Raw genomic sequence first — 19,965 nt, 5'->3', positions numbered from 1 at the left:
CATACAGCGAAGTTTTTTAATTCGAAATAACAGGCTAAATTTCAAATTTGCATTACATTTATAAGACACTTTCGCCTCTCAAGGATGAATAATGCAACTTACTTCACTACCAAACTCACTTCGACCTCGTGAAAAGCTCATAGCAAAGGGAGCTAAGGCGCTGACTGACGCAGAGCTTCTTGCCATATTTTTACGAACAGGGTTACCGGGAATGAATGTAATTGAGTTGGCTCAGCATTTATTAAACGAGAATAAAACACTTCATAATTTGTTTAATGCCAGCATTGAGGAGTTTTGCTCTCAAAAGGGGTTAGGGACCGCTAAGTATGTTCAGCTACAAGCTGTGTTAGAGCTAAGCCAACGTTATATGCAGGAGCGTTGCCAACGAGACGCCGTGTTTAATTCGCCAAACTCAGTTTACGATTACCTAACAATTCAAATGCGAGGTTTGCAACAAGAAGTATTTATGGTGTTATATCTGGATAGCCAAAATAGATTAGTAAAAGATGAAATACTTTTTTATGGCACAATTAATTCTGCCAGCGTTTATCCGCGTGAAGTGGTAAAGGCTGCCCTTAAAAATAATGCAGCCGCTGTTATTTTTGCGCATAATCATCCAAGTGGTATTGCAGAACCGAGCCAAGCAGACAAACTTATTACTAATAAATTGCAGCAAGCACTGCAATTGGTCGACATAAGTGTGCTCGATCACATCATTGTTGGTGGAGAAACGTGTGTTTCGTTTGCCGAGCGAGGCCTGATTTAGCTTTGTTAGATACAGAAGTGTGTTAAAAATGAGCTGTTTAACGTGTTTTGGCAAATTAGTTTAATTTAAATGCAGTTTTTACTTTCCCTAAGGGCATTCGATCTTTATAATTAGCCGCTATCAAATTTACATATATGAGCTGATTGGATAGATCAGTGTTTGATCTTTGCCTGTAAAAGCTGTATAAAGAGCGCCCTTCGATTTATCTCTAGGGCGGAAATACACGGCCTTAGATTAAATTAAGCTCGAGCGAAGTTATTGGAGATATATAGACATGTCTAAAGTATGTCAAGTTACAGGTAAGCGTCCTGCGGTTGGTAATCACCGTTCACACGCGAGAAACGCGACTAGACGTCGTTTCCTACCTAACCTACAAACACACCGTTTTTGGGTTGAAAGTGAAAAACGTTTTGTAACATTACGCACTACTACTAAAGGTATGCGTATTATCGATAAAAAAGGCATCGACACGGTTCTTACAGAAATCCGTGCTCGCGGCGTTAAAGTTTAAGGATCTGAATCATGCGCGATAAAATCCGTTTAGTTTCAACTGCCGGTACTGGTTTTTTCTACACTACTGACAAAAACAAACGTAACATGCCTGAGAAGATGGAAATCAAAAAGTTTGATCCAAAGATTCGTAAACATGTTCTTTTTAAAGAAGCTAAAATTAAGTAATTTTAGTTCTTTTAGAATTTAAAAACCCAGCTTAGGCTGGGTTTTTTGTTTTTTAAAATATGATTAGTGAATTGATATAAAAAAAACCTCGTTGGCATAACCAACAAGGCTTTTAAATAAAAAAACGTTATACCAATAGCATTAAATTAGTGAGCTATTTAATGCGATAAAATAATCATGTTTTTAATAAAATTGGTATCATTAGATTTTTGTGAATGCATCTTGTAGTGGTGGTACTACTTGCTTTTTACGGCTCAGTACACCATCTAACCATACTTTATCATTCTCTGGTTTTACACCGTAAGCCTGTTCAACTAAGTTTGCATCGTCAGATACAATTAGCATTTCTGAGCCTTCTTTCATTATATCGGTAAGCAGTAAAAATACAGAGTGGCGATTACCCTCAACTTTTAGCTTAGCAATATCGGCTGCAAGGTCTGCTTTAATATCGTCAAAAACAGCAAGGTCGATTACTTCTAGTTGGCCAATGCCTACTAGGTTACCGTTCATGTTGAAATCTTTAAAGTCACGCATTACTAAATCACGTGCTGGTGTGTTTTCTACCGCAGATTTAACGCGGAACATATCCATACCAAGTTCTTTAAAGTCTTCTACGCCTGCAATTTCAGCTAGCGCTTCAACACATTTAATATCGGCAGTGGTACATGTTGGTGATTTAAATATGACTGTGTCGCTTAAAATTGCACACATCATAATGCCCGCGATGTCTTTAGGGATTTCTACGCTGTAGAAGTCGTACATCATTTTAATAATGGTGTTTGAACAACCAACAGGACGAATCCAACATTCAAGCGGAGTAGATGATGTTAAGTCACCTAATTTGTGGTGATCTACCACGCCAACAACGCGAGCTTGGTCGATATCATCGGGTGCTTGTGTTTTTTCTGTGTGATCTACAATATACACATCTTCACCCGCGTAGCTTAATTTAAGCTCTGGTGCTTCGAAGCCAAATTTATCAAGGATAAATTGAGTTTCAGGTGAAATTTCACCAAGACGAGTTGGAATTGCAGGCTCATCGATTTGGTTTTTTAAATAAGCCAGTGCAATTGCACCACAAATAGAATCTGAATCTGGGATTTTATGGCCCACTACATACATAGACATTGACGGAACTCCTTTAAATTTGCCGATATTCTAACAAAGTCTGCGGCCTTTAACATATAGACAGCGCAATTAAGTTTTAGTTACACTTTAAAATCTTGAATTTACTAGGTGTATTAATATGCGACTGGGCCGTAAAGGTTGGAACAACGTTATAATATTTTCGATGTTGATTATGATCTTCTTCTTAAATGGCTGGCATAAGCAACTTTTGGGAGGGGAGGATAAACCAACATTACAAGCCGTACTCCCCCAGCAAAGTTTTGTACTGACACTGCAATTTGTTGATCAAAAAATTGAGCGAATAGGAACAAGCTGGCGTACAACCCCACTACAAAAAGACATACCGCTTGTGTGGCAAGCATCTGAGCAGCAACTTAGTGATTTAATTAACCAATGGCAAAGCGCACAGTTAATGGGCGTTAACGAATCTGTTGTTTTTAATCATAATGCGCCTTTATATGTTGCTACATTTGAGTTGGCTGGTGAGAGTTTACCTTGGGTTTATTTGCTTTATAAAGGCGATGGGCAATATTACTTACTCGAAAAGAGTAGCCAACGAATACTCGCACTCGATTTAAAAACTGCACAGCAGTTATTTCCTAGTTTTGATTTTTCACAAAGTGAGTCTAATTAATGCCTGAATTACCAGAGGTAGAAGTGAGCCGAATGGGCATCACTCCCCACGTACAAAACCAAGTTGTCACAAAGGTAAATATTTACAATGCCAGTATGCGCTGGCCTGTGCCAGATGACGTGTATCAACTTGAAGGGCTAATTGTTACTAGTATTGAACGACGAGCTAAATACTTACTTTTACACTGTGAGCTTGGGAGCACTATTTTACATTTGGGTATGTCAGGTAATTTACGTGTTGTAGATAAAAGTGAGCCGCTTAAAAAGCATGACCATGTAGAGTTTATTTTTGGCAACGGTAAAGCACTGCGCTTAAACGATCCTCGTCGCTTTGGTTGCTGCTTATGGCAAGAGCCAGGTGAAGTGCATAAGCTACTCTCTAAGCTTGGTCCTGAGCCGCTTACCGATGACTTTTTTGCTAAACGCGTGTACGAACAGTCGCGCAATAAAAAAGTACCCGTAAAGCAATTTATTATGGATAACGCAGTGGTGGTTGGTGTTGGTAATATTTACGCGAATGAATCGTTATTTAAAGCGGGTATACATCCAAAGCGAGAAGCGGGAAAAGTATCGCTCAAACGTTATCAAGCACTTATCCCTATTATAAAAGACACGCTTGCTGCAGCTATTATGCAAGGTGGTACAACGCTTAAAGACTTTGCACAAAGTGATGGTAAGCCTGGGTATTTTGCTCAAGAGTTATTGGTATATGGGCGCAAAGGCAAGCCATGTATGACGTGCGAAAACGAATTGGAAGAAATTAGATTGGGGCAGCGTAGTACTATTTTTTGCTCAAATTGCCAAAAGTAGTTATCCAGGGCGTGTTGACCTTTCGTGATTGATTTTGCAGCAGACTGTTTGGTATTTAGGCAAGGCAGAGCCTATGTAATGTGGTTATTCCCCATAAATTGGCGATAACACAGCATAAATGCCAAACATGCGCTGCCCTTTGGGTTCTTTCTAGGGGCGATTAACTCTTTGTTGCTCGATTTTTACTTAGCCCGCTAGGTTACAAACCTCGCGCCGCGATTAAATCGCCCCTAGATTGAACAAATTTCAATCCACAAAGATCAACACGCCCTAGTTATTTGAATATTCAGTTATTTAAATTTTATCGATTCTAAATTTAATGATATTTAAGGGCCAGCTTTAAAAGCTGGTCCTTTATTTTAAAGCTCGAACGGTGCTACACCGACCGCTTTCATTTTATATCCTACCTGCGCTATTTCGCCCGACCATGTTTCAGTACTTATTATTCCAGTTACAACAATTGCGTCGTATAGGCTATCTATTGGCACGCCACCTTTAATCGTTACATGGACTATTTGATTTGGTGGAGGCGGCGGTACATGTATACAGGCGCCAAAATAAGGAACGAGTAAAAACTCGGTAATTACTTCGCTATCGCCCTCAAGCGGCACAACGAAACCAGGCAAACTCACCGATTGACCATCAAGCGCTTTTACTACTGGAGCATCCAAATCGGGTTGTACCCAGTTTTGATCGCTACCTTCGTGGTTAGCTTGTGCTTGCGTGTCTATTTGCACATGGTTTTTAGGGATTAAGTCTTCCCAAAAAATTTCTTTTGGTGGATTAGCATAACTCGCTACGCTTATAAATAATAAGCCAATAGCAGCAATGTACTGAAAAGCTGTTTTAAAAAATGTCATAAAATCCCTAAAAATTATGCTTTTATACTCATACCATCGCTGAGTGAATAAAAATAAGCGCGAGTAGCGGGTATTAAGCCAATAATAAAACCGGCTGCCATAATAACGCCGATTAAGCCCAGTTCATAGTAAGAGAGTATTGTGATATTTACGCTTATACCGGCATGGCTTTGTAAGTAACCGCAGGCTGAAAAAATAGCTAAATAGTAAAGCATACTTCCTGCTAGGCAACCAAGTAAAGTGGTCAGTAGTGACTCAATACTTATAAGTGTAAATAAATGCCAAGGGCGAGCGCCTACCGAACGTAATATAGCAAGTTCGCGACGACGCTGACTCAGGTTTGCGAGCAATGTCGTTAGCATGCCAAGTAGGCTAATTAACACGACAACAGCTGAGAATAGCAAAAGTATTTTTTCTACTATGGCGAGCATTTCCCATAACTCTTTAAGTGTTACGGTTGGCATAATCCCAAGCAAGGCTTCTGGCTTATATTGATTTATATTACGCCTAATTTGTAGTGTGTATAAAGGCGAATTAAATCCCATTAAAAATGCCGTAATTTGTTTTGGATGCCCAACTAGGTTGTTATGTTCTTCATGCTCATGCTCATGCTCATGCTCATGCTCATGCTCATGCTCAAGGCTAGCTTTACCGCCGTGAATTAAATCGATTGCAGCCAAAGGAATATGCAGCGTTTTATCAACAGGCGTGCCAGTAGGGTTTAAAATACCAACGACTTTAAATGGGTTATCGTCATGATGATGAAAACTGGTATTACCCATACCGTGCGATATAACAATAGAGTCGTTAAGTTTATAACCTAATTTATTTGCAACTTCACTACCTAGCACCACTTCGTTAATTGCAGCAAAAGGGTGGCCTTTGTTAAAGGTTAAATTTTGTTTTTTTGCAAAGCGATAATGGCTAAAGTAATCAAGTGTTGTGCCTAGTACCGCTTGGCCTTTATGGCTGTCGCCTAGGCTTATAGGTATGCTCCATTTTACGCCTCGCTGACTTGTTATGTATTCATAACTTTTCCAGCTTACGCCGTTATTAGTATGGCCAATTCTAAATACTGACGAAAGCAGCAACTGTATGTCGCCGGTACGCGCACCAACAATTAAATCAGTGCCCGAAATAGTATTACTAAAACTACTTTTAGCATCAATTCGTACACGTTCAATACTTAAAAGTAGCATTACACTAATTGCGATAGTAAATAATGTAAGCAGTACACTTGCGCGGCGGTTTAATAAGCTTTTGTAAGCAAGTTTAGCGAGAATCATACTTGTTCCTGCAAGCTTATAAGGTCAATGGAGCGGTCAAATAAAGGCTTTAGTGTTTCATCGTGGCTCACAAATACCAGCGTACTATTAGATAGCTTTGCCTGCTCAAACAGTAGGTTTATAAAGCTTTCACGGTTATTTGTATCGAGTGCAGATGTGGGCTCATCAGCAATTATTAATTCAGGGCTGCCTATAAATGCGCGAGCTGCAGCAACGCGCTGTTGCTGTCCAATACTCAATGTCGCTACATCTTTATGGTGATACTGCGCAGTAAGGCCTAAAGCATTTAATAACCGTATCGCTTCTTTTTGTAGGGCAGAGTTTTTATTTAACGATTGCTTTAATATTTTTTGTTTTCGGCTTTTTGAAAACTCACACCCAAGCGTTATATTTTCAATAGGAGTTAAATAAGGAAGCAGGTTAAAGTTTTGAAAAATGTAGCCAATGTGATCCGCTCTAAAAACATCACGGGTAATATTGCTTAATGTAGTTAGGTTTTGGTCTAAAATTGATACCTCACCGCTGGTGGCTGTATTAATACCAGCAAGAATCGCTAACAATGTCGATTTACCTGAGCCACTAGGACCGTGTAAAAAAATATGCTCACCTTTTTCGATAACTAACTCTTTTATGTTGAGCGTGAGTGAGCTATCGCTTTTATGCCACTTAAAAGTTACGTTTTTTAGGTTGATCATTACTTTATTTTACCATTTCCAATAATTAAGCTTTTTACGCATTTTAAAGTTTCTTATTACATTAAGTGGCTTAGGTTTTAGTTTATCTTCACTTAATAAAAACTCATTTGTTGCAGCAACTACGCGTTCACTCGACTGCCGATCAGTATATGGATGAAGCTCTTGGCAATAGTTTTCAATGTTTTTCATAAGTGTTTTAGGGTACGTGAAAGCCTGCTCTAAGGCTTCTTCAACTTTATTAGGGTCTGTTACATTAAGTAGGTGTTCCTCAGGAGCATTATTACAAAAGGTGACCACAGGTTTTCGTTGGACTAAAAACATTAAAAGTACTGATGATGTATCGCATAACATAACATCGGCTGATTTTAATAAAGGGACTACGTCGTCGGTCTCAATAAACGTTAAATTTTGATTGCTTAATGCCTTATATTTGCTCACCAATTCAGTTGGCATTTTTGGATGAAATTGCATTAAAATTCGCCATTTCCCGGTTTCACTAAAATGTTTTATTTGCTCATATAGCTTTGGTGCAAGCGATAGTCGCTTTGAAAATGTAGAGCAGATTAATAAGGTTGGTCGGGTGTCTGATTTATTTGTATAAGGCGTTTCGGTGATGCCATCAAATAATCGGTCAAGAGGAGGCCAGCCAGTTTCTGTTACCTTGAAATAGCCTAGTTTTCTTTGTAAGGCTTTAAATGGGATTGTTGTATTTGGGCCTTGTGTACAATACAGGTCGAAACAACCCCTAGCTTTAAGGTGATCGTTATTCCCTTTTTTATCTAGCTTACCTGCATCAAAGCCATGAAACACACCTACTTTGATACCAGGGAAAAAAGTGGGTATTAAATTAGCCGGTGCAAACGTTGCATCGGGTTTCCATTCGTGAATCTCTTCAATCGAATTAAGCTGTTTCTCGTGGCTTTGTAAAAAGCTTGGGTTTACGTCTGTGCCTTGTAAAAACCAGCGCACTTCGCCACCATTAGCTAGTACTGCAGCCTGAATAGGCCTCAAGATAGCGTACGAATAATTTTGAGAGATATACATCAAGTATTTTTTATTTTTAGTGGCAGTTAAGTAGTTCAAGCTATCTCCTCAGGCTGGTTGGCACATTAAGTTTACCCCATTGCGACTCGCTTATAAATATATGCCTTTATTTGTTTTAAGCATCCGATTGAGCTTTGAGGTTGGCTAGATTATTATACAGCCCATATAACCCCATACCATACTTTGCTCAAAGAGCATCCCTAACCCCGGAGATAGCATGACTAGCTATAAAGTTTTAGACGTAAACGATGATTTACCCATTCGTACCAAAGGTGAAGTACACAGCGGTAAAGTTCGTTCAGTTTATTGGTTAACTGATGAAGACAGCGCTCGACTAATTAAAGACAAAGGCTACCAAGTACCGACAGGTACTGAGCTTGCGATTATGGTTATTTCAGACCGAATTTCTGCATTTGATTGCATTTGGCAAGGCGAAAATGGTTTAAATGGCGTACCAGGTAAAGGTATAGCATTAAACTCAGTGGCAGCCCATTGGTTTAAGTTATTTGATAAAGCAGGCCTTGCGGGTAATCATATTGTTGATATTCCGCATCCGTATGTGTGGATTGTACGCAAAGCCAGTACAGTAAAAGTAGAGGCAATTGCTCGCCAATATATTACGGGTAGCATGTGGCGCGATTACGCTAAAGGCATACGTAACTTTTGTGGTATAGATTTACCAGAGGGTTTAAAAGCGAACCAAAAGCTTGATAACGTTTTAATTACGCCATCAACAAAAGGTATTATTGAAGGCGTTGCTGATATTCCGCCAGTTGATGATGTAAATATTACTCGCGCTAACATTACTAATAACTTAAACGTATTTAACTTTAAATCGGCAGATGACGTAACCAAATACGAAAAACTGTTAGTTGAAGGTTTTAAATTAATTAGTGATGAATTAGCGAAGCTTAACCAAATTTTTGTAGATACAAAATTTGAGTTTGGTTATGTAGAGGATTTAAATGGCGCGCAACAGCTTATATATATTGATGAAGTAGGCACGCCTGATTCGTCACGTATTTGGGATGAAGCTGCATACAAAAACGGTAAAATTGTTGAAAATTCTAAAGAAGGTTTTCGCCAATTACTTATTAATAATGTGCCAGAGAGCGACGTATTATTAAATAAAGATCGCATGAGTGAGCGTGAGCAATTAGCAAAAGATTATATTTTACCAGAATCAGTAATGCTTGAAGTGTCAAATACCTATGTTGGTATAGCGAGTAAAATTGTGGGTAAAGATATTGTAATCCCAGAAGATCCTCGTCAAGACGTCATTAATATTTTAGATAACGATTACGGATTAATTGTTAAATAACAGCACTTAAGTGCTAATAAAACCAGTAACTAAATCTTTATTTTTAGTTACTGGGCTATAATTCTTGCAATTAGTGCTCGTCTCTAATTAACTTAACCTAACATTAATATTTAGGTGTTGTTATGTTTGAACGGGCATTTCAAAAGTTTGCTAAAAGTCATTGCTTTTTAGCTATAGGTTTGTTTTTTAGTCAGTTTGCTTTAAGTGCGAATATTGAATTAGTAATAGAAGATCAACACGGCCAAAAGTTATCAGGTGCAGTGGTTGAGCTTAATATTGCTGACAAACAAGCCACACCATCAAATTTGCCCATTGCTATAATGGATCAAGTCCATAAGCAGTTTTTACCCGAATTATTAGTTGTACAACAGGGTCAAAAAGTTAACTTTCCTAACAGCGATAATATTCGCCATCATGTTTATTCTTTTTCACAAGCTAAGCCTTTTCAACTAAGATTATATTCAGGGCAACCAAAAGAGCCCATTACGTTTGAGCAACAAGGGGTTGTTGTTTTAGGGTGTAATATTCATGACTCTATGGTTGGCTATATCTATGTAGCGAGTAGTGAATCCGTGTATAAAACAGATAAAAAAGGCTATGTAAGTTTGCCTATTAATATACTGCCTGCACAAGTGAGTGTGTGGCACCCTTTACAAACAGCGCCATTGGAGAATAAAAAAATGATAACAATTAATTCTCAAAAACAGTTACAGATAACAGTAAATACATCGACCCCTGCACCTAGAAATACCTTTGGTAGTAAGTTTAAGGCTGGTAATGACTAATAGTTTACGAAATCGCATAACCATTTTATGTGTTGGCTTAGTGTTATTAACCACTATGGTCAGCTTGTTTAGTTTTTGGTGGTCTACGAGTAAGTTTCAAGAAGAAAAAGTAAATCAAGACATTACCGTAGCGCAAAATGTTTATAAGCAATATTTGAAATCAAAAGAAAGCCTACTACTAACCGCAGCAAAAGTACTCACCTCCGATTTTGGTTTTAAGCAAGCTGTAGCAACCCGAGATGCCGGGACAATAAGCAGTGTGTTGTTTAATCATAGTCAGCGTATTGATGCCGAATTAATGCTGCTACTTGATTTATCGGGTAAGCTAATTTCCGCCAATACTGACGAAGACGCTTTTGCACATAACTTAAAGCCGTTAATGGAAGAGCTTTTAAGTGCGCCAGAAGAGTCTAGTTTTGTGGTGCTTAATAACGAGCTTTACCAAATTATTTTATTACCTGTGAGAGCACCACGTACAGTGGCCTATAGTTTGGTGGGTTTTAAAATTGATGACAATGTAGCCCATGAACTAAAAAGCTTAACAGGTATGGATGTGAGCTTTATAGGTAGCGCTGACGATATTGTTATTAGCTCATTAGCTAATCGCCCTGAGCAATTTGAACCTGTTAGCTATTTTAGTACCGTAACCATATCGCGGTTTTTTGGGGAGTATTTGGTGTATCGTAACCGAGATATAGATTTACCATCGTTGTTGACCCATCCTATAATTATTTTACTGAGTGCCGATTTAACACAAAGTTATAGTGACTTCGAAAAACTTCTTTTTACACTTATTATTTTAGCTATTTTAACTATGTTTGTAGGTGTTATTACGAGCAGCATATTTGCAAATAATTTAACTACACCACTTACTCAATTAGCTGTAATAGCAAGGCAGTTTGCACAAGGTAATTATGCATTTGAATTTAAAGGGCGAAGGCAAAGTACCGAAATAGACACGCTAGTCGCAGCGTTTGATAGCATGGGTAATGATATTAATCAGCGCGAGCAACAAATTAGCTTTCAGGCTCAGCACGACTCCCTCACAGGCTTTTATAACCGCTCAGCAATGCTTGAGGTGCTTGATGATGAGTTAGATTCATCATCCGAGTACACACTCGTTGCAATAGACATAAAGGGTCTTCGCCATATAAACGATAAGCTCGGTCCACGCATTGGTGATGATTGCCTAAAGGCGGTTGCTTGCAGAATAAGTGAGTTTTCGGATGAGTTAGGAGGCTTTCATGCTCGTATTGGTGGCGATGAGTTTTTAACTGTGTTTCCGACGGCGGCAGCGCGTGAGCAAAAAAGCGGTATTGTTGGATTAATGGCGCAATTACAAGCGTGCTACACCATTCAAAAACTAAAAATTAACTTACGCTTTAGTGCAGGCATTGTACAGTATCCTACGCAAGGTATTGCAAGTGATGATTTAATGCGCCGTGTACTAATTGCTATAGAAAGTGCAGCTACTGCTCAAGAAAGTATGCATTACTATCAAAATGGCGAAGACGAAGCGCACTTAGAGCGCTTAATAATGCTTGATGAGCTAAAGCAGGCTATTAGTGATGATGATGGTCAGTTGTTTATGACTTATCAACCAAAATTACATTTAAAAACGAAAAAAATAGATAAAGTTGAGTCGCTTATTCGTTGGCAACGAAAAGATGGTAGCTGGGTTAACCCAGAGTTGTTTATTGATTTAGCTGAGCAGTCTGGGCTTATTGTTGAATTAACTGCGTGGGTAGTTAGAACCGTAGTTTCGCAAGTAGCCGACTGGCAATCTAAAAATATAAACTTGCAGGCTGCAATAAATGTTTCAGCGCAAGATATCGCATTTCTGGGTTTTCATGCTGCATTAGTTCGTACGCTTAAAAAGTACAAAGTAGACCCTAAGCTGATCACTATTGAGCTTACTGAGCGCGATATGATCGAAAACGAAGAAAAAGGTATTAAAGCGCTCGAAAACCTAAAGGCAATTGGCGTTAAAATATCATTAGATGATTATGGTGTAGGGCAAACATCACTGGGTCGATTAAAAATGTTACCTATTGATGAGCTTAAGCTAGATAAGTGCTTTATCCTAAAACTTGATGAATCGCAAAAAGATCAATTTATAGTGCAATCATCAATTACGTTGGGGCATCAGCTAGGTTTCTCGGTTGTAGCTGAGGGGGTTGAAACACTTGGCTCATTAAATTTACTTAGAGGTATGCAGTGCGACCATGCACAAGGCTATTACTTAAGTAGGCCTTTAAAAGCAGAACTATTAGAAGAATGGCTGGAGGAATACTATGAAAAAAATTAAATACTTATTAGCAAGTTTGTTTTTAATAATTAGTGTACCGAGCATTGCAAGCAATGGAAAACTGCTAGCTACGCCGGGAGTTTCTCAAATTGAAGGCAGTGGCGGCGGTGGTATTGTACCGTGGGCACAACTTGCTGGGTACGCAAGTGATGATGAATTTTCGGTAAATGGCTTTTGTAGCCGCGCAGATGTAACCGACTACACACTTGACGTATGTGGTGCACAACTTAATTTATTTAATCGTGTTGAACTTAGTTATGCCCAACAGCGCTTTGATGTACCAGCACTTGATGCTGAAATAGAGCAATCAATTACAGGTGCTAAAATACGTTTATACGGCGATATTGTTTACAGTGATTGGCCACAACTTAGCTTAGGTATTCAGCATAAATCACTGGATGATGGCAGTATTGCAACATTTGTAGGCGCAGAAGATACTAGCGGCACTGACTACTACCTCGCTGCTAGTAAATTACATTTAGGGGCTATTGCTGGCTATAACTGGTTTTGGAACGTAACTACACGATACAGCGAAGCTAATCAACTTGGTTTGCTTGGCTACGGTGGAGAAAATGGTCGTAGTAAAGCGCTATTTGAAGGCAGCACAGCTATATTTTTTAGTCGTGAAGTAGCCGTAGGTGTTGAGTATCGTCAAAAGTCAAATAACTTAAACTTAGGCGAACAAGATTGGAAAGACTTATTTGTAGCATGGATGCCTAATAAGTACGTAAGTGTGACAGCGGCTTACCTTGATTTAGGAAGCATTGCAGGGGCTGACGATCAAACAGGTTGGTATTTATCGGTAACAGGGTATTGGTAATGAAAAGCGTTGGTATTTTTATAGTATGCGTGGGGTTGCTTTGCAGTTGTGCTAGCTCAACGCAATTATCGCTTTATCAAAAGCTGGATGGTAAAGCGGGGATAGGCAGAATTGTTGATAGCTTTATCTATCAAATAGGTAATGACGAGCAGATAATTCATTACTTTGAACATAGCAATATAGCGTACTTTCGCCAAGGGTTTATTACTCATATGTGCATGCTAGTAGAAGGCCCATGTACATACGATGGCGACTCTATGGTGGCAATTCATACCGGTATGCATATTACAGAGAGAGATTTTAATCATGTTGTTGATTTGCTTATAAATGCAATGAATGAGCAAAACATTAGTCATAGCTTACAAAACGATATTCTTTCTAGAATGGCGCCACTTCGTGGTGAAATTATAAAAATGTAATTTTATTTTTTAGTAAAGAAAATACAGTTTCAACTTTTTTTTCTGGTGAAATTTCTTTAATTATTTCAGCATCATTTAAACTATTGCCATTGGCAACTAGAAATATTTTGTTCTCGCACTTAGGTTCTACAATACTCCAAGGTGAAGTTCCTAAACCAACTACGGCAACGAATGCTGTTTTTGTTGCCGCTGCTATATGCATTGCACCAGAATCAATGGTAATCAATAAATCTACGCTGGAAATTATGTCGACCAGTTCGGTTAAATTTGTTTTGCCTGTTAGATCTTGAAAATCAATATTCTTATCGCTTAAGTCTTGTGATATTTTAGCGTTTTCTGATGTCTCTTGATTGTCTCCTACAAGTATAAAGTGAGATGGCGATATTTGATTTATAAGAGCTAAATGCTTGAGGGTATGGATAATGCCTACATTTTTACCAAGCCACCATAATAAACAGCAATTACAGGTTTGCTGTGATTAGCTTTAATTAACTCACTCTTTTTACTAAAAATATATGGTTGGCCGTGGGGTTCATTTACTAGCCGGCAATACCTATTTATGTAGTGATGACTATTATTTAGCTTATATTTATGACTTAGTAGCCAAGAGCGTCCATTCTTTTTGTAGCCAATTTTGTATTTGATATTTGCTAAAGTGCATAGCAAGGCCTCAGAAAATGCACTTCTCATAATTACTGCGAGTTGAACGTTGTGCTCTTTTATTTTTTATCATAACGTTCATCTACCATCACCGTTAAATTTAAACGATCATCACGTTCGAATATAGGTGCTAAAAGGGTCTTAACTAGTACAATTATTTTATTGTTAGGATAAAGCTCTCTTAATAGTGATGTAGCAGTCATATTATTGATGGCATCACCGATAAACTTTGGCTGAATGACTAAAATGGCGCCAGTTATTTTTTTATTAGCCGTGTCATAATTAATATGTTTTCTCAATTAAATTATTAATAATATTAACTCAATTCTTTGGAGTTTTTAAATATTATGTATTTCTTGGATATAATTAATGAAAAACCTAATTAGCTGTCAGCAATTACACGAGCAACTTAATAATCCTGCATTAGTGATATTTGATGCAGGTATGTTGCGCCCAGGTGTTTTGGGTACTTATTCGCCGCAAGCAATGCTGCCTAACGCTAAACGTTTTGACATAAAAAACGAATTGGCCGATAGATCAAATCCCTTACCAAGTACGGTATGCAGCGAGCAGCAGTTTACCCACGTGATGCAAAATGCAGGTGTAAATAACGACTCGTTTATAGTTGTATACGAAGATGGCGGTTTATTTAGCGCAGCAAGAGCGTGGTGGATGTTTAAAGCTATGGGGCATCACAATGTTAAAGTACTCAGTGGTGGCCTTAAGACGTGGTTAGAGAGCGGTTACGCCATACAACAAGGTTATAGCAAAGCGTCAGGTAAAGGTGATTTTACGGCAAACTATAATTCTGAGTATTTTATTAATAGCCAACAAGTGGTTGACGCAATCGATGAGTCTAACATTGTGTTGCTAGATGCACGTGCTTATAAGCGTTTTACAGGCGAAGAAAGTGAACCCCGAAAAGGTATGCGTAGCGGGCATATCCCAAATAGTCGCTCGTCACCTTTTATGGATTTACTTAATAAAGGTGAAGCAAAACCACTTACTGAAATTAAAGCGATATTTAATGACGTGGTCGGTGATGCGCAGCAGCTACAATTTAGCTGTGGCTCAGGTATTACAGCCTGTGTTTTAGCGTTATTTGCTACCGAGTGTGGTTACAGTAATTTAAGTGTTTTTGATGGCTCGTGGAGTGAGTGGGGCGCAAGTGATTCATTGCCCATCGCCACGGGAGAAAAGTAGACGTGTTGGATATGTAAAGCTTGCTCACGTTAAAAGCGCAGCGCTTCTAAACCTCTTTGTGAATAATTGCATATTAAAAATATTACTCACAAGGAGAAATAAAAGAGAAGAAAATGAGAAGGTAAAAACCAATGTTTGCTCGTATTTGTATTAAATAGTTTTTACTTTCTAAAACCATAAGGGCAATTTTTACAACCATTTTTGCAGCACGAACCACGCTTTAAAAAAAACCACTTACTAAATATCATGTAACCACTTTGCATGGTGTAGTCGAGCCCTTCAATTAAATTGTCGTTACCTCTAAATTGTTTTGCAAAGTCTATTTGAGTTTTAATAGGTTGTGTATAAACCCCCTTTAAAAAAGTATTTATTTTATTAAGCGTGCACTTGCGGCATAAACAACTTGTTGCTGTGATATCAAGCGGTAAAATGGCCGGCAGCTCATTGCACCAACACACTGATATATCGTCTACATTACACGTTAGAGTACTGTGGCATTGAGTGCAGTTAAGTTCAGTCATTATAATTCTTTTTAGTAACAGTGAGCCAAGAATAACAAATATTATGAATACACAAAAAGCATTAGCTGAATTTATTACATTTGGTGAGCAAAGGGACGAAGCTATATCGGTTATCGTTTCAAGCCCTGCTGATAGCAATAAAACTCATTATACTCTCTCAACCGAGGTTTTAATTGATGTTCTTAAGCGCTGTTTAAGTAACGAAATAGACTTAGATGATTTAGAGCTTTGGGCAAACGTAATTGAATCGCGAGATGACATTGATTGTGCAGAGCATGAAGGTTTTATTTATGCGCTCAGTAATAGCGAGCAAATGGGAGAGCTTAATCATCAAAAGCTTGCTCAAATAGTTGCGTTAGTAAAAATTTGATTTGTTTAAAAAGCGAGGTGTAAAACCTCACCTACAAAAAAACCGCACTTCAATTGAATGCGGTTTTTTAAATTGAAGACAATCGTTTTAAGCGATTATTTATGATATCCCAAGCACGTTTCGACTTCGTTTTTAGAACCTAAAATAACGGCTACTCGCTGGTGGATTGCATCAGGCTGAATATCCATAATACGCTCGGTACCTGTTGAAGCAATACCGCCAGCTTGCTCTACTAGCATAGCCATTGGGTTTGCTTCGTAAAGTAGGCGTAATTTATTTGGCTTTTTAGGATCTTTAGTGTCAGTAGGGTAAGTAAATAAACCACCACGGCTAAGTACACGATGCACATCGCCCACCATTGCTGCAATCCAGCGCATATTAAAGTTTTTAGCGCGCGGGCCTGTATCGCCTGCTAGCAAATCATTGATATAGTTTTGCATCGCTGGTTGCCAATGGCGTTGGTTAGACGTATTAATGGCAAATTCGTTTGTATCAGCAGGGATTTCGGCAAAATCTTGTGTAAGTAAAAAGCTGCCTTGTGTTTTATCAAGGGTAAACATGCGCGTGCCTTTACCTGTAGTAAGCGCCAGCATAGTTGACGGGCCGTAAAGTACATAACCTGCTGCAACTTGCTTGTGACCTGGTTGCATAAAAATGCTTTCATCAGCAGCGTCAGAGCCCTCAGGCGCTTCCATAATAGAAAATATAGTACCGACAAGCGAGTTAATATCGGTATTTGACGAGCCATCCAATGGGTCAAATGCCACTATAAATTTTGCGTCTGGGTTACCTGCTACCGTGTAGTCTTCTTCCTCGGAGGCGATTGCTTTAACCGTGCCAGACTCCAGTAAAATATCTTTTAACAGCTGATTAGATAATACATCGAGCTTTTTTTGAGTTTCACCTTGAATGTTTTCATCAAGGGTTGAGCCTAATACGCCAGAAAGCGCGCCTTGACCAACGCGAAACGAAATTTCTTTACATGCCGCTAAAATTGTTCGAATTAATGATAAAAGTTCTCTTGAACAACCATCTTCAAGTAATACTGGAGGGAGTCTACGCATTCTATTTTCCTGATAACGTGTTAAAACCAATCATAATGTGAGAGAGATTAGCTTAGAGCGCTGAAATTCGTCTTAAATAACTGTATTGTTTAAATAGCCCCCTATAATGGGACCACCTAATCGTACTTAAAACACAAATAACAAAGATAAGATTATGAAAAAAATACCACTACTAAGTTACATATTCTTTACTGTGCTGTGCTCTATCATAACTCAAGCGCACGCAGCAATTAAGTCAATTGATGAATTTACTACGCAAATGAATCATTTTCCGGGCTATTATTCGTTTTTTTACGATACCCAAAACGGAAAAGTATATTTAAAAGTTGATAAGTTTGAACAGCAATTTTTACTGCAGCAAAGCTTGCCTTACGGTATTGGCTCTAACGACATAGGTCTTGATAGAGGTCAGCTTGGTAATACTCACCTTGTGCAGTTTGAGCGTTTTGGTGACAAAGTAATGCTACGTGCTGTAAATACTTACTATCGTGCTAATACAAGTAATAAGGCTGAACAGCAAAGTATTAAAGAGGCGTTTGCATCAAGTATACTTGCTGGTTTTAAAGTGGTCGCAGAAGATAAAGCCACAGCACTTATTGATTACACGCCTTATTTATTAAGTGATGTACACGGCGTAAGCCGAACGCTTGCGGCGCGTAAGCAAGGTAACTTTAGCCTTGATGAGTCACGTAGCGCCGTTTATATGAATCGCTCAAAAGCATTTGTAAAAAACACCGAGCTTGAAGCCGTACTTACATTTAAAGGCACAAAACCAGGTGAATTTGTTCGCCAAGTAAGTGCCGACCCTTATGCGCTTACTGTTCATATGCATCATTCACTTATTCAATTACCAGATGATAACTACACGCCCCGTAAGTTTAATCCGCAATCAGGTTTTTGGAGTATAGAACATAAAGATTACGCAGCGCCGCTTGGTGACTCTATGTACGTGCGTTATATACCGCGCCATCGTTTAACTAAAAAGGATTCAAGCTTACCTATTAGTGAGCCTGTTAAACCAATTGTTTATTACCTTGATCCTGGCGTTCCAGAGCCCGTTAAAAGCGCTTTGCTTGAAGGTGGAAAGTGGTGGAACGATGCATTTACTGCTGCAGGATATAAAAATGCATTTATAGTAAAAGTGCTGCCAAGTAGCGCCGACCCTATGGATATTCGTTACAACGTCATTCAATGGGTACACCGTGCAACGCGTGGTTGGTCATACGGTAGTTCGGTAATCGACCCACGTACAGGTGAAATACTTAAAGGGCACGTAACACTTGGCTCATTGCGTGTTCGCCAAGATATTTTAATAGCCGAAGCACTCGCTGCTCCTTATTTAAAAGGCAATGAAGTTGCTAAAAACTTGCAAGCAATGGCGCTTGATCGTATTCGCCAATTAAGCGCACATGAAATTGGCCACACGTTAGGTATTTCTCATAACTTTGCAGCATCGGTAGGGGATAGAGCCTCAGTAATGGATTACCCACATCCGCTACTTAGTTTTAATGAACAAGGTAAGCTTGATGTAACGCTCGGCTATGCAACAGGCATGGGCGTGTGGGATACCCAAGTAATTAAATATGGCTATAGCGATTTTACTAACCAAGATGAAAGCGCAGAACTTGCTGCTATTTTAAAAGAGAACAAAGCCAAAGGCCTTGAGTTTATATCAGATAGTGATGCTCGTGCTAAAGGTGGCGCGCATCCAACAGCTCATTTATGGGATAACGGCACTAATCCTTCGCAGGAGCTTTTAAGAGTACTCGACGTACGTAAAAAAGCGCTTTCGCAGTTTGGTATTAATAATATTAAAACGGGCGACTCATTATCGCAATTAGAAGAAAAACTAGTTCCGCTTTATCTGTTTCACCGTTTTCAGGTTGAGGCTGCAGTGAAACTTATAGCCGGTGTTGATTACGAATACGAAACACGCGGTGACTCACCCGTAAAAGGCGCACAAGTCGTTAATAAAAAAACACAGCAAGAAGCAGTAAACGCTATTTTTGCAACGCTTAAGCCAAGTAACTTATTACTTCCTGAATCTGTGTTATCGCTAATTCCGCCAAAAGCATATGGCGAGTCTAAATCGCGCGAGAGCATAGTTGGACGCACAGGGTTAACGCTCGATGCAATGGCATTACCCGAGGTTGCAGTGCAGCACAGCTTGTCGCTTTTATTAAATGCACAGCGTTTAAATCGCTTAGCGCAGCAACAAGCGCGTAGTAATGACTTTTATAGTTTAGATGAGTTACTTGAGGAGCTATATAGCCAAGTGTTTAACGTGTCATCACCTAATACAATGATAGGTAAAATCACTCAGCGCGTGCAATTTTTAACAGCAAAAGCTATGGCTGATTTAGTAGCAAGCGATAGTGCAAGCCCTGAAGTGCAAGCGCAGTTACGTTACTACCTAGTTAAGTTGAGTGAAGACTTTAACCAAAACTCAATGCTGAGCCATACAAGTACTGGCGAGAGTGCGTTTAAACAATATTTAGCTGAGCAAGTAAATCAGTTTTTAATTAAAGGGCAATGGCCAAATAACTTTAAAGTGCTGCCAATCCCACCGGGCTCACCAATTTAGAATAAAAAGT

23 protein-coding genes are annotated in these 19,965 nt (G+C 38.9%); 13 read left to right on the top strand and 10 right to left on the bottom strand.

Annotated elements, in window-relative coordinates; genetic code table 11:
- The first annotated feature begins 91 nt into the window (after positions 1 to 91).
- The 3 genes from radC to rpmG all read left to right on the top strand — a co-directional run bounded on the left by radC (position 92) and on the right by rpmG (position 1,444).
- Positions 92 to 766, top strand: coding sequence for a RadC family protein (gene radC, locus I6F40_RS01980; protein WP_007581936.1), 675 nt, complete (start codon positions 92 to 94; stop codon positions 764 to 766).
- A gap of 274 nt (positions 767 to 1,040) precedes the next feature.
- Positions 1,041 to 1,277, top strand: a complete 237-nt coding sequence (gene rpmB / locus I6F40_RS01975; RefSeq protein WP_004335549.1) for a 50S ribosomal protein L28 — start codon at positions 1,041 to 1,043, stop codon at positions 1,275 to 1,277.
- A gap of 11 nt (positions 1,278 to 1,288) precedes the next feature.
- The gene (gene rpmG, locus I6F40_RS01970) at positions 1,289 to 1,444 is read left to right on the top strand and encodes a 50S ribosomal protein L33 (protein WP_004335545.1); all 156 of its coding nucleotides are present in this window, start codon (positions 1,289 to 1,291) and stop codon (positions 1,442 to 1,444) included.
- A gap of 201 nt (positions 1,445 to 1,645) precedes the next feature.
- Here rpmG and I6F40_RS01965 read toward each other — a convergent pair whose 3' ends face one another.
- Positions 1,646 to 2,572: a manganese-dependent inorganic pyrophosphatase gene (locus tag I6F40_RS01965; protein ID WP_166376441.1), complete on the bottom strand. Its 927-nt coding sequence runs from the start codon at positions 2,570 to 2,572 to the stop codon at positions 1,646 to 1,648.
- 118 nt (positions 2,573 to 2,690) lie between these two features.
- Here I6F40_RS01965 and I6F40_RS01960 point away from each other — a divergent pair, with 118 nt between their 5' ends.
- Both I6F40_RS01960 and mutM read left to right on the top strand, forming a co-directional pair.
- Positions 2,691 to 3,206 (top strand): hypothetical protein, encoded by a 516-nt coding sequence (locus I6F40_RS01960; protein WP_166376442.1) that lies wholly within the window; start codon positions 2,691 to 2,693, stop codon positions 3,204 to 3,206.
- Positions 3,206 to 4,015, top strand: a complete 810-nt coding sequence (mutM, locus tag I6F40_RS01955) for a bifunctional DNA-formamidopyrimidine glycosylase/DNA-(apurinic or apyrimidinic site) lyase (RefSeq protein ID WP_007581941.1) — start codon at positions 3,206 to 3,208, stop codon at positions 4,013 to 4,015. Before I6F40_RS01960 ends, mutM begins: the two co-directional genes overlap by 1 nt.
- A gap of 359 nt (positions 4,016 to 4,374) precedes the next feature.
- Here the strand turns inward: mutM and I6F40_RS01950 are convergent, their stop codons facing one another.
- The 4 genes from I6F40_RS01950 to I6F40_RS01935 are packed head-to-tail and all read right to left on the bottom strand — an operon-like array spanning position 4,375 to position 7,939.
- Positions 4,375 to 4,875: a DUF3299 domain-containing protein gene (locus I6F40_RS01950; RefSeq protein ID WP_007581943.1), complete on the bottom strand. Its 501-nt coding sequence runs from the start codon at positions 4,873 to 4,875 to the stop codon at positions 4,375 to 4,377.
- A gap of 14 nt (positions 4,876 to 4,889) precedes the next feature.
- The gene (locus tag I6F40_RS01945; protein WP_166376443.1) at positions 4,890 to 6,161 is read right to left on the bottom strand and encodes an ABC transporter permease; all 1,272 of its coding nucleotides are present in this window, start codon (positions 6,159 to 6,161) and stop codon (positions 4,890 to 4,892) included.
- Complete coding sequence (locus tag I6F40_RS01940; RefSeq protein ID WP_166376444.1) at positions 6,158 to 6,856, bottom strand: ABC transporter ATP-binding protein; 699 nt, start codon at positions 6,854 to 6,856, stop codon at positions 6,158 to 6,160. Before I6F40_RS01940 ends, I6F40_RS01945 begins: the two co-directional genes overlap by 4 nt.
- A gap of 9 nt (positions 6,857 to 6,865) precedes the next feature.
- The gene (locus I6F40_RS01935) at positions 6,866 to 7,939 is read right to left on the bottom strand and encodes a CDP-glycerol glycerophosphotransferase family protein (protein ID WP_197192423.1); all 1,074 of its coding nucleotides are present in this window, start codon (positions 7,937 to 7,939) and stop codon (positions 6,866 to 6,868) included.
- Positions 7,940 to 8,117: 178 nt separating this feature from the next.
- On the opposite strand from I6F40_RS01935, the gene I6F40_RS01930 reads away from it, so the two are divergent.
- The 5 genes from I6F40_RS01930 (at position 8,118) to I6F40_RS01910 (ending at position 13,553) form a co-directional block, all read left to right on the top strand.
- The gene (locus I6F40_RS01930) at positions 8,118 to 9,221 is read left to right on the top strand and encodes a phosphoribosylaminoimidazolesuccinocarboxamide synthase (RefSeq protein WP_197192422.1); all 1,104 of its coding nucleotides are present in this window, start codon (positions 8,118 to 8,120) and stop codon (positions 9,219 to 9,221) included.
- 122 nt (positions 9,222 to 9,343) lie between these two features.
- Positions 9,344 to 10,006, top strand: coding sequence for a methylamine utilization protein (locus tag I6F40_RS01925; protein ID WP_166376446.1), 663 nt, complete (start codon positions 9,344 to 9,346; stop codon positions 10,004 to 10,006).
- Positions 9,999 to 12,314, top strand: a complete 2,316-nt coding sequence (locus tag I6F40_RS01920; protein WP_166376447.1) for a bifunctional diguanylate cyclase/phosphodiesterase — start codon at positions 9,999 to 10,001, stop codon at positions 12,312 to 12,314. Before I6F40_RS01925 ends, I6F40_RS01920 begins: the two co-directional genes overlap by 8 nt.
- Positions 12,301 to 13,134: a DUF3034 family protein gene (locus tag I6F40_RS01915; RefSeq protein WP_166376448.1), complete on the top strand. Its 834-nt coding sequence runs from the start codon at positions 12,301 to 12,303 to the stop codon at positions 13,132 to 13,134. Before I6F40_RS01920 ends, I6F40_RS01915 begins: the two co-directional genes overlap by 14 nt.
- The gene (locus I6F40_RS01910; RefSeq protein ID WP_166376449.1) at positions 13,134 to 13,553 is read left to right on the top strand and encodes a group I truncated hemoglobin; all 420 of its coding nucleotides are present in this window, start codon (positions 13,134 to 13,136) and stop codon (positions 13,551 to 13,553) included. Before I6F40_RS01915 ends, I6F40_RS01910 begins: the two co-directional genes overlap by 1 nt.
- Here the strand turns inward: I6F40_RS01910 and I6F40_RS01905 are convergent.
- From I6F40_RS01905 to I6F40_RS01895, 3 genes are read right to left on the bottom strand one after another with little or no spacing between them, the layout of a single operon-like run.
- The gene (locus I6F40_RS01905; RefSeq protein ID WP_331460294.1) at positions 13,540 to 13,920 is read right to left on the bottom strand and encodes a glycosyltransferase family 9 protein; all 381 of its coding nucleotides are present in this window, start codon (positions 13,918 to 13,920) and stop codon (positions 13,540 to 13,542) included. The two genes, I6F40_RS01910 and I6F40_RS01905, sit on opposite strands and share 14 nt — an antisense overlap.
- 59 nt (positions 13,921 to 13,979) lie before the next feature.
- The gene (locus tag I6F40_RS19870; protein ID WP_166376450.1) at positions 13,980 to 14,243 is read right to left on the bottom strand and encodes a glycosyltransferase family 9 protein; all 264 of its coding nucleotides are present in this window, start codon (positions 14,241 to 14,243) and stop codon (positions 13,980 to 13,982) included.
- 29 nt (positions 14,244 to 14,272) lie between these two features.
- Positions 14,273 to 14,512, bottom strand: coding sequence for a glycosyltransferase family 9 protein (locus I6F40_RS01895; RefSeq protein ID WP_166376451.1), 240 nt, complete (start codon positions 14,510 to 14,512; stop codon positions 14,273 to 14,275).
- A gap of 70 nt (positions 14,513 to 14,582) precedes the next feature.
- On the opposite strand from I6F40_RS01895, the gene I6F40_RS01890 reads away from it, so the two are divergent.
- Positions 14,583 to 15,416 (top strand): sulfurtransferase, encoded by an 834-nt coding sequence (locus I6F40_RS01890; protein ID WP_166376452.1) that lies wholly within the window; start codon positions 14,583 to 14,585, stop codon positions 15,414 to 15,416.
- A gap of 161 nt (positions 15,417 to 15,577) precedes the next feature.
- Here the strand turns inward: I6F40_RS01890 and I6F40_RS01885 are convergent, their stop codons facing one another.
- Complete coding sequence (locus I6F40_RS01885; RefSeq protein WP_166376453.1) at positions 15,578 to 15,937, bottom strand: DUF5522 domain-containing protein; 360 nt, start codon at positions 15,935 to 15,937, stop codon at positions 15,578 to 15,580.
- Positions 15,938 to 15,980: 43 nt separating this feature from the next.
- Between I6F40_RS01885 and I6F40_RS01880 the strand changes: the two genes are divergently transcribed.
- Positions 15,981 to 16,307 carry a hypothetical protein gene (locus tag I6F40_RS01880; RefSeq protein WP_007581969.1) on the top strand — a complete coding sequence of 109 codons (327 nt, stop codon included), beginning with the start codon at positions 15,981 to 15,983 and terminating at the stop codon, positions 16,305 to 16,307.
- Between the two features lie 95 nt (positions 16,308 to 16,402).
- On the opposite strand, the gene I6F40_RS01875 is transcribed toward I6F40_RS01880, so the two are convergent.
- Entirely contained in the window at positions 16,403 to 17,371 is a 969-nt protein-coding gene (locus I6F40_RS01875) for a class 1 fructose-bisphosphatase (protein WP_166376454.1), read from the bottom strand.
- Positions 17,372 to 17,525: 154 nt separating this feature from the next.
- Here I6F40_RS01875 and I6F40_RS01870 point away from each other — a divergent pair, with 154 nt between their 5' ends.
- Positions 17,526 to 19,955 carry a zinc-dependent metalloprotease gene (locus tag I6F40_RS01870; RefSeq protein ID WP_166376455.1) on the top strand — a complete coding sequence of 810 codons (2,430 nt, stop codon included), beginning with the start codon at positions 17,526 to 17,528 and terminating at the stop codon, positions 19,953 to 19,955.
- Positions 19,956 to 19,965: the final 10 nt, after the last annotated feature.

The organism is Pseudoalteromonas sp. SWXJ133 (genome assembly GCF_015864365.1).
Classification (GTDB): Bacteria; Pseudomonadota; Gammaproteobacteria; order Enterobacterales; family Alteromonadaceae; genus Pseudoalteromonas; species Pseudoalteromonas arctica.
Note: the sequence above shows the minus strand (reverse complement) of the source record. Positions and strands in the feature narration are given on the sequence as shown.